Source organism: Kitasatospora sp. NPDC024654 (genome assembly GCF_055559155.1).
In genome coordinates this window covers 37,069-43,868 of sequence record NZ_JBVHLF010000063.1, presented here as the reverse complement: position 1 = coordinate 43,868, position 6,800 = coordinate 37,069, and the positions used below count along the sequence as shown (strand labels likewise).

General features: G+C 76.2%; 5 protein-coding genes and 1 pseudogene. 4 read left to right on the top strand and 2 right to left on the bottom strand.

Features of this window, described 5'->3' with window-relative positions; all coding sequences use genetic code 11:
- Positions 1-98 precede the first annotated feature (98 nt).
- Positions 99-416, bottom strand: a pseudogene (locus ACZ38L_RS28730) (DEAD/DEAH box helicase); the annotation flags it as partial.
- A gap of 152 nt (positions 417-568) precedes the next feature.
- Between ACZ38L_RS28730 and ACZ38L_RS28725 the strand changes: the two are divergent.
- The 4 genes from ACZ38L_RS28725 to recX all read left to right on the top strand — a co-directional run bounded on the left by ACZ38L_RS28725 (position 569) and on the right by recX (position 4,603).
- The gene (locus ACZ38L_RS28725) at positions 569-2,077 is read left to right on the top strand and encodes a S8 family peptidase (RefSeq protein WP_465698607.1); all 1,509 of its coding nucleotides are present in this window, start codon (positions 569-571) and stop codon (positions 2,075-2,077) included.
- Between the two features lie 46 nt (positions 2,078-2,123).
- On the top strand, positions 2,124-2,318 hold the full coding sequence (locus ACZ38L_RS28720) for a DUF3046 domain-containing protein (RefSeq protein WP_465698605.1): 195 nt from the start codon (positions 2,124-2,126) through the stop codon (positions 2,316-2,318).
- A 184-nt stretch (positions 2,319-2,502) separates the two neighbouring features.
- Entirely contained in the window at positions 2,503-3,615 is a 1,113-nt protein-coding gene (gene recA / locus ACZ38L_RS28715) for a recombinase RecA (RefSeq protein ID WP_465698603.1), read from the top strand.
- Positions 3,616-3,625: 10 nt separating this feature from the next.
- Entirely contained in the window at positions 3,626-4,603 is a 978-nt protein-coding gene (gene recX / locus ACZ38L_RS28710; RefSeq protein WP_465698601.1) for a recombination regulator RecX, read from the top strand.
- Between the two features lie 266 nt (positions 4,604-4,869).
- Here the strand turns inward: recX and ACZ38L_RS28705 are convergent, their stop codons facing one another.
- Positions 4,870-6,600 carry an FAD-dependent monooxygenase gene (locus ACZ38L_RS28705; protein ID WP_465698599.1) on the bottom strand — a complete coding sequence of 577 codons (1,731 nt, stop codon included), beginning with the start codon at positions 6,598-6,600 and terminating at the stop codon, positions 4,870-4,872.
- Positions 6,601-6,800: the final 200 nt, after the last annotated feature.

Sequence of the window (6,800 nt, the reverse complement as noted above, 5' to 3'; positions counted from 1 at the left end):
CCGACACGCAACACTCACCCCCCCCCCCCCACCACCACACCCCCCCCCCCCCCCTCCCCCCCCCCCCCCCCCCCCCCCCCCCCCCCCCCCCCCCCCCCCCCGGCCAGCGGGGCGCGCAGGTTGCGCTCGACGTCGACCGCCAGGGCTTTCAGCGGTGAGACGTAGAGCACCCGACAGCGCCGGCGGGGGTCGGTCGGCGGGGGTGTGCTGCTGAGCCGGTCGAGCGCGGAGAGGAAGGCCGCCAGGGTCTTGCCGGAGCCGGTGGGGGCGACCACCAGGACGTCCGCGTGTTGGCCGATCGCGGCCCAGGCGCCGGCCTGGGCGGGGGTGGGCTCGTCGAAGGCGGCCTCGAACCAGGCCCGGGTGGCGGGGGCGAAACCGGCCAGCGGGTCGGGCGGGGGCTGCTCGTCCGTCATGGCCCCATGGTGCCCGGCGGCACTGACAGGGCCGGGCGACCGGGCCGCGGGCGGTGCGGCCGGATGGCGGGGCGCGACTTCGGACAACCTAGCAAATACGACATTTCGCTCATATGGTGATGCATCATGCGCCGTCGAGTGAAGGGCACGCCATGGCAGAGGTGCGAGTGGTGTCCCGACGGCGGGTCCGGCGCCGCCTGCTGGTGCGCGGGTCCCCCGTGGTGCTCGCGGCGGCGCTGCTGCTCGGTGGTGCCATGCCGTACGTCACCGGACCCGGTCGGGCGTACCTGAGCTACCTGGTGCTGGCCCAGCGTGCCGACGCGGTCGGCGCCGGCACCGCCGGGACCGCGATACGGGCGGCGGGCGGCCAGGTGGTGCAGGACTACCCGCAGATCGGCGCGGTGCTCGCGTACGCGGCCGACGACTCGTTCGCCCAGCGGCTGCGGGCCCGGCCGGAGATCGCCGCGGTCGGCGCCACCCGGACCACCCCGGTGCCCGGGCCGCCCGGTCCGCTCAGCGGCGCCGGCGGGTTCGGCCGGCCCGGCGCGGACACCGTGACGCGCGCCTCCGGCAGCCAGCCGGACGCCGCCCCGACCGTGCCCGACCCGGGCGAGCGCGGGGCCTGGAACCTGGCGATGATGGGCGCGGCCGACCAGGGACAGGTGCCTGCCACGGCGCTCGGTGCCCCGGCGGCGCGCGACGACCGGGCGCTGCGCCGGGTGCTGGTCGCCGTGCTGGACTCCGGCGTCGACGACACCCATCCCGACCTGCGCGACGTGGTCAGCCCGGCGGACTCGGTCTCCTGCGCGGACGGTCGCCCGGACGCCCGGGCCGGCGCCTGGCGGCCGAACGCCGGCGTGCCGGAGAGCGGCCACGGCACGCACGTGGCCGGCATCATCGGCGCCGCCCGGGACGGTCACGGCGTGGTCGGGGTCGCCCCGGGGGTGCGGATCGCGGCGGTCCGGCTGCTCGGGCCGGTCGGCCAGTACTACCCGGAGAACATCGTCTGCGGGATGCTCTGGGCGGCCGAGCACGGCGCGGTCGCGGTCAACGACAGCTACTTCGCCGACCCCTGGAAGTACAACTGCCCCGAGGACCCGGACCAGGGCGCGATCCTCCAGGCGGTGGGTCGGGCGGTCGCCTACGCGCAGCGCCGCGGCGCGCTGGTGGTCGCCTCGGCCGGCAACGACGGCCAGGACCTGACCGCGCCACGGACCGACACGCGCAGCCCCAACGACCGGGTGTCCGGCCCGGCGCAGGTCCGTCGGCTGGGCGCCGAGTGCATCCGGCTGCCGGGCGAGCTGCCGGGCGTGCTGGCCGTCAGCGCGGTCACCCGCAGCGGCGCCGTCGCCCCCTACTCGAACGTCGGCGACGGGCGGATAGCCCTGGCCGCGCCCGGCGGCGACCCGGACGGCGGACCTTCGGAGGCGGTCGTCTCGGACTGGCCCGGCGGCCGCTACGCGGCGCTGGCCGGGACCTCGATGAGCGCGGCCCACGTCACCGGCGCGATCGCGCTCGCGGCGGCGGCCCACCCGGGGTGGGGCCCGGACCAGCTGCGCGCGCTGCTGCTGGAACAGGCGGCGGCGAACTGCCCGGTCGCGCCGGGCGCCTGCCGGGACCGGCGGACGTACGGCGCCGGGGTGGTCGCGCTGCCGCGCTGAGGCCGGCCCGGTGGGCTCCGGGACGCTTCCGGGATACTTGGGGGCCATGAGGCTGACCGAGTTCTGGCGACGGATGGACGAGCACTTCGGGGCTGGGTACGCGGAGTCCTTCGCCCGCGACCACGTGATGAGCGAGCTCGGCGGTCGGACCGTGCGCCAGGCGCTGGACGCCGGCTGGGAGGCGAAGGACGTCTGGCGGGTGGTCTGCCAGGTGATGGGGGTGCCGGCGCGGCTGCGCTGAGCAGGATTCGAACAGTGGGCTCCGTATCGGTTCCGGGCCCAGCCCTTGATTCGAACTGATGTTCCCTATACTGGATCCCCGGCGAGTTTTCCACAGGCAGCGTCCATTCGGGCGGGTTTGTCAGTGGGACGCGCTAGCGTCGAGGACGATGAAGCGCACAGCACAGAACCCGAGGGTGGAAGCCATGGCAGGGACGGACCGCGAGAAGGCTCTTGAGACCGCACTCGCCCAGATTGAGCGGCAGTTCGGCAAGGGTTCGGTGATGCGCCTCGGCGACCAGACCCGGGCCCCGATCGACGTGATCCCCACCGGGTCCACCGCGCTCGACGTCGCGCTCGGCGTCGGCGGCCTGCCCCGCGGCCGCGTCATCGAGATCTACGGTCCGGAGTCCTCGGGTAAGACCACGCTGACCCTGCACGCCGCGGCCAACGCGCAGAAGGCCGGCGGCACGGTCGCCTTCGTCGACGCCGAGCACGCGCTCGACCCGGAGTACGCCCGCAAGCTCGGCGTGGACACCGACGCCCTGCTGGTCTCCCAGCCGGACACCGGTGAGCAGGCGCTCGAGATCACCGACATGCTGATCCGCTCCGGCGCGATCGACCTGATCATCATCGACTCGGTCGCCGCGCTGGTGCCGCGCGCCGAGATCGAGGGCGAGATGGGCGACTCGCACGTCGGTCTGCAGGCCCGGCTGATGAGCCAGGCGCTGCGGAAGATCGCCGGTGCGCTGAACCAGTCGAACACCACCGCGATCTTCATCAACCAGCTGCGCGAGAAGATCGGTGTGATGTTCGGGTCGCCGGAGACCACCACGGGTGGCCGGGCGCTGAAGTTCTACGCCTCGGTCCGCCTCGACATCCGGCGGATCGAGACCCTCAAGGACGGTACCGAGGCGGTCGGCAACCGCACCCGGGTGAAGGTCGTCAAGAACAAGGTCGCCGCGCCGTTCAAGCAGGCCGAGTTCGACATCCTCTACGGCCACGGCATCAGCTGGGAGGGCGGCCTGATCGACATGGGTGTGGAGCACGGCTTCATCCGCAAGGCCGGCGCCTGGTACACGTACGAGGGCGACCAGCTGGGCCAGGGCAAGGAGAACGCCCGCAACTTCCTGCGGGACAACCCGGCGCTGGCCGAGGAGATCGAGAAGAAGATCAAGGTGAAGCTGGGCATCGGGACCGACCTGGACGCGCCGGCCGACGGCGCTCCGGTGGCCGAGGCGGACGGCGCGGTGAAGCCGATCACCGCGACCGCGGTGAAGGCCGCGCCGGCGAAGAAGGCCGCGGCCGCCAAGGCCTGACGGTGAGCCGATGAGGAGCGAGTCGGGGTCCGCGGAGGCCGGACCGGGCGTGGGCGCCGGACGGGGGGCCGCGCCGGCGCCGGAGGCCGGTGCGGGGTCGGGCGACTGGGGGCCGCCGGACTGGTGCGCCAGCGGGTCCGGGGGCGAGGGCTTCGAGCCGGCAGCACCGGCGCGGGCCGGGCGGGGAGTGGCGGGCGCCGGGGGGCGTGCCGCCCGGGGTGGTACGCCTGCCGAGGAGCCGTCCGGGCAACCGGCCGACCAGGGGGGCGGCGAGCGGCCGGACTGGGTGGTCGACGCGGACGCGCCCTGGGCGGGGGACGAGTGGCCCGACTGGCTGGCGGAGGTCGAGGAGGAGCCCGCGCCGCGGCCGGACCGCCGCGGCGCGGGGGGCCGTGGGCGCTCCGGCCGCCGCGCCGTGGGCGAGCGCGGGCCGGGTGGGAAGCGTGCCGAGCGGGCCGCGCGTCCGCCCGAGCCGCCGGCCGACCCGGCCGCCCGGGCCCGCGACATCTGCCTGACCCTGCTCACCGGCAACGCCCGGACCCGCAAGCAGCTGGCCGACGCGCTGCGCCGCAGGGAGATCCCGGACGAGGTGGCCGAGCAGGTGCTCTCCCGCTTCGAGGAGGTCGGCCTGATCGACGACGCCGCCTTCGCCGCCGCCTGGGTCGACTCCCGGCACGCCGGGCGCGGCCTGGCCCGCCGGGCGCTGGCCCAGGAGCTGCGCACCCGCGGGGTGGCCGGGGCACTGGTCGAGGAGGCGGTCGCCCGGCTCGACCCGGACGACGAGGCGGGCACCGCGCGGGCCCTGGTGGACCGCAAGCTGCGGGCGACCGCCGGCCTGGAGCGGCAGGCCCGGATGCGGCGGCTGGTCGGCATGCTGGCGCGCCGCGGGTACGGCGAGGGGCTGGCCTTCCGGGTGGTCCGCGAGGCACTGGACGCGGAGGGCGAGTCGGCCGAGGAGCTGGAGGGCTGGTCCCTGGGTGGCGGCTGACGGCGCGTCGCCGGAGCGGGCGCACCGAGTCCGGCGAGTAGTCGCCAAGCGGCTTTCCCCGGCCGCGTCTTGACCGTTCCGTGACCCGCGCCTAGCCTCGCAGGCGGCGAGGGACCGCTTCGACGCCGGTGCCGCCGACCGTGGGCGGTGCTGGCCAAGGCCGGTCCGGTTGTCCCCGATCCGTTGCTCCGCCGATCCGCAGCCGGCCGCCGTCCCGGCCGGCGGCGGATCCGGGCAGCACCGGACGACGGGCGTGCTCCGCCCGGTCAGGCCGTCCGCTCGGCGCCCGCCAGCGGGGCCGGGCCGCCCCGGGCGCGGTCGGCCAGGGCCTGCAGGTCCTCGGCCCGGACGCCCTGGGTGACCCCGACCAGGTGCCCGTCCGGCCGGACCAGCAGCACGCTGTGCGGGCCCGCCTCCGGGTACTCCTCGGCGATCAGCACCTCGGTGGGCACCGGCAGCGCGGCGGCCACCTCCGCCAGCCGGGGCATCAGCCCGGCGCCCATCCAGTGTTCGGAGGACCAGACCGCGGTGCCCGGGGCGACCAGCAGCAGCAGGAAGGTGCCGCCGAGCCGGGCGTAGAGCTGGTCGGGCGTGCCCTCGGCGGTGACCACCGGGACGTTCGGGACCAGCACGCCGGGCGCGGTGGCCGGCAGGTTCTCGGTCAGCGCGGTGCCCCGTGCGGTGCCGCGCTGCATCGGCAGGTTCCCGCCGATCCCGGGCACCCCGGACGGCGCCGCCGGGTAGGCGGGCGCGCCGCCGAACCGGCCGGTGCCGAGCAGCCCGTCCGCCAGCAGCGGCGCGTGCTTGCGGAACGGGCCGGTCAGCAGCGAGCGCCGGGTCTGCTGCCAGCCGCGCAGCGGTCGCAGCAGCGGCATCGCCTGGTCCACCGCGCGCAGCCGGGCGCCGACCGCCCCGCGCCGCTCCGCCTCGTAGCCGCCCAGCAGAGAGCCGCCGGATTGCGGCCCGCCGGTGAGCGAGGCGAGATGGGAGACCTCCCGGCCGGAGGACGGGGGAAGGTGCCAGGCGACCGCGAGTCGCCAGGCCAGGTTGTCGGTGTCGCGCAGGCCGTCGGCCAGGTTCTGCATGCCGAGCGCGCCGTGCAGATGGGCGGCGTCGCCGGCCAGGAAGCAACGTCCGCTGCGGAACCGGGCGGCCAGCCGCTGCTGGACGGTGTGGTCGGCGGCGGCGAGCAGGTCGAACTTGGGCAGTTCCCCGCACCAGCCGGTCAGGGTGGCCTTGACCCGGGCGATCAGGGTGTCGCCGGTGACGATGCCGGGCCAGGTGGCGTGCGGGTCCACCGGCTGGGTGGGGGCCGGCCGGCCGGGCGGCAGCCGCCAGTCCAGCCGCCACAGGCCGTCCGGCAGTGGCCGGGCGGAGGCCTCGCGGTCGCCGCGCCAGGGCGGCTCGCGGTGCAGCCGGGCCTCGTCGGGGAACGGCAGGTCGACCCGGACGGTGGCGATCGCGTGCCGGTCGACCGCGGGCCGGCCGGGGAAGCGGATCCGCAGCAGCTTGCGGACGGTCGAGCGGGCGCCGTCGCAGCCGACCAGGTGGCTGGCCCGCCACCAGGTGTCGGTGCCGTCCAGCGGGTTGCGGCTGCGCACGGTCACGCCGTCCCGGTCCTGGTCGATCTCCTCCACCCGGGAGTGCGGCACCAGTTGGATCAGCGGGGTGGCGGTGGCCGCGTCGCGCAGCCCGCGCTGCAGCCGGTGCTGCGGCAGGTGCAGCACCGGGTGGTCCGTCAGGTCGAGGTCCAGCACCTGCTGGCGACGCCGCCAGACGGTCAGTCGGTCCCAGCGGGCGGCGTCCGAGGCGGCCCGCAGGTAGCCGAGCCGTTCCAGGAAGGCGGTGCTCTCGGCGCCCAGCACGCCGCTGCGCGGCCCCTCCGGGTACACGCCGTTCCCCTGGTCGAGCACGATGCTCGGCACCTCGTGCCGGGCCAGGGCGAGTGCCATGGCCAGACCGACCGGGCCGGCACCGACCACGATCACCGGGTCCATGACCGGCCCCCGCGGCTGGCGTCCGGACCGGCCGAGGGCGATCCCGTGTCAGGGCCTGGAGCGGGGAAGGTCCCGGGAGGTGTCACGAAGAGCAATGCAACAGATCACCTGGGTGTGCGTCAAGCAGCAGCCGGTGTGCGCCGGTTCGTGCCGCGACCTGCACGGGTCCCCGGTCGCCCGGTGAGCGCGACCGGCGGGCG

Excerpts from the sequence above, each read along its gene's own strand:
- ACZ38L_RS28705 (WP_465698599.1), bottom strand. The coding sequence starts at position 6,600 with ATGGACCCGGTGATCGTGGTCGGTGCCGGCCCGGTCGGTCTGGCCATG.
- ACZ38L_RS28725 (WP_465698607.1), top strand. The coding sequence starts at position 569 with ATGGCAGAGGTGCGAGTGGTGTCCCGACGGCGGGTCCGGCGCCGCCTG.
- recX (WP_465698601.1), top strand. The coding sequence starts at position 3,626 with ATGAGGAGCGAGTCGGGGTCCGCGGAGGCCGGACCGGGCGTGGGCGCC.
- recA (WP_465698603.1), top strand. The coding sequence starts at position 2,503 with ATGGCAGGGACGGACCGCGAGAAGGCTCTTGAGACCGCACTCGCCCAG.
- ACZ38L_RS28720 (WP_465698605.1), top strand. The coding sequence starts at position 2,124 with ATGAGGCTGACCGAGTTCTGGCGACGGATGGACGAGCACTTCGGGGCT.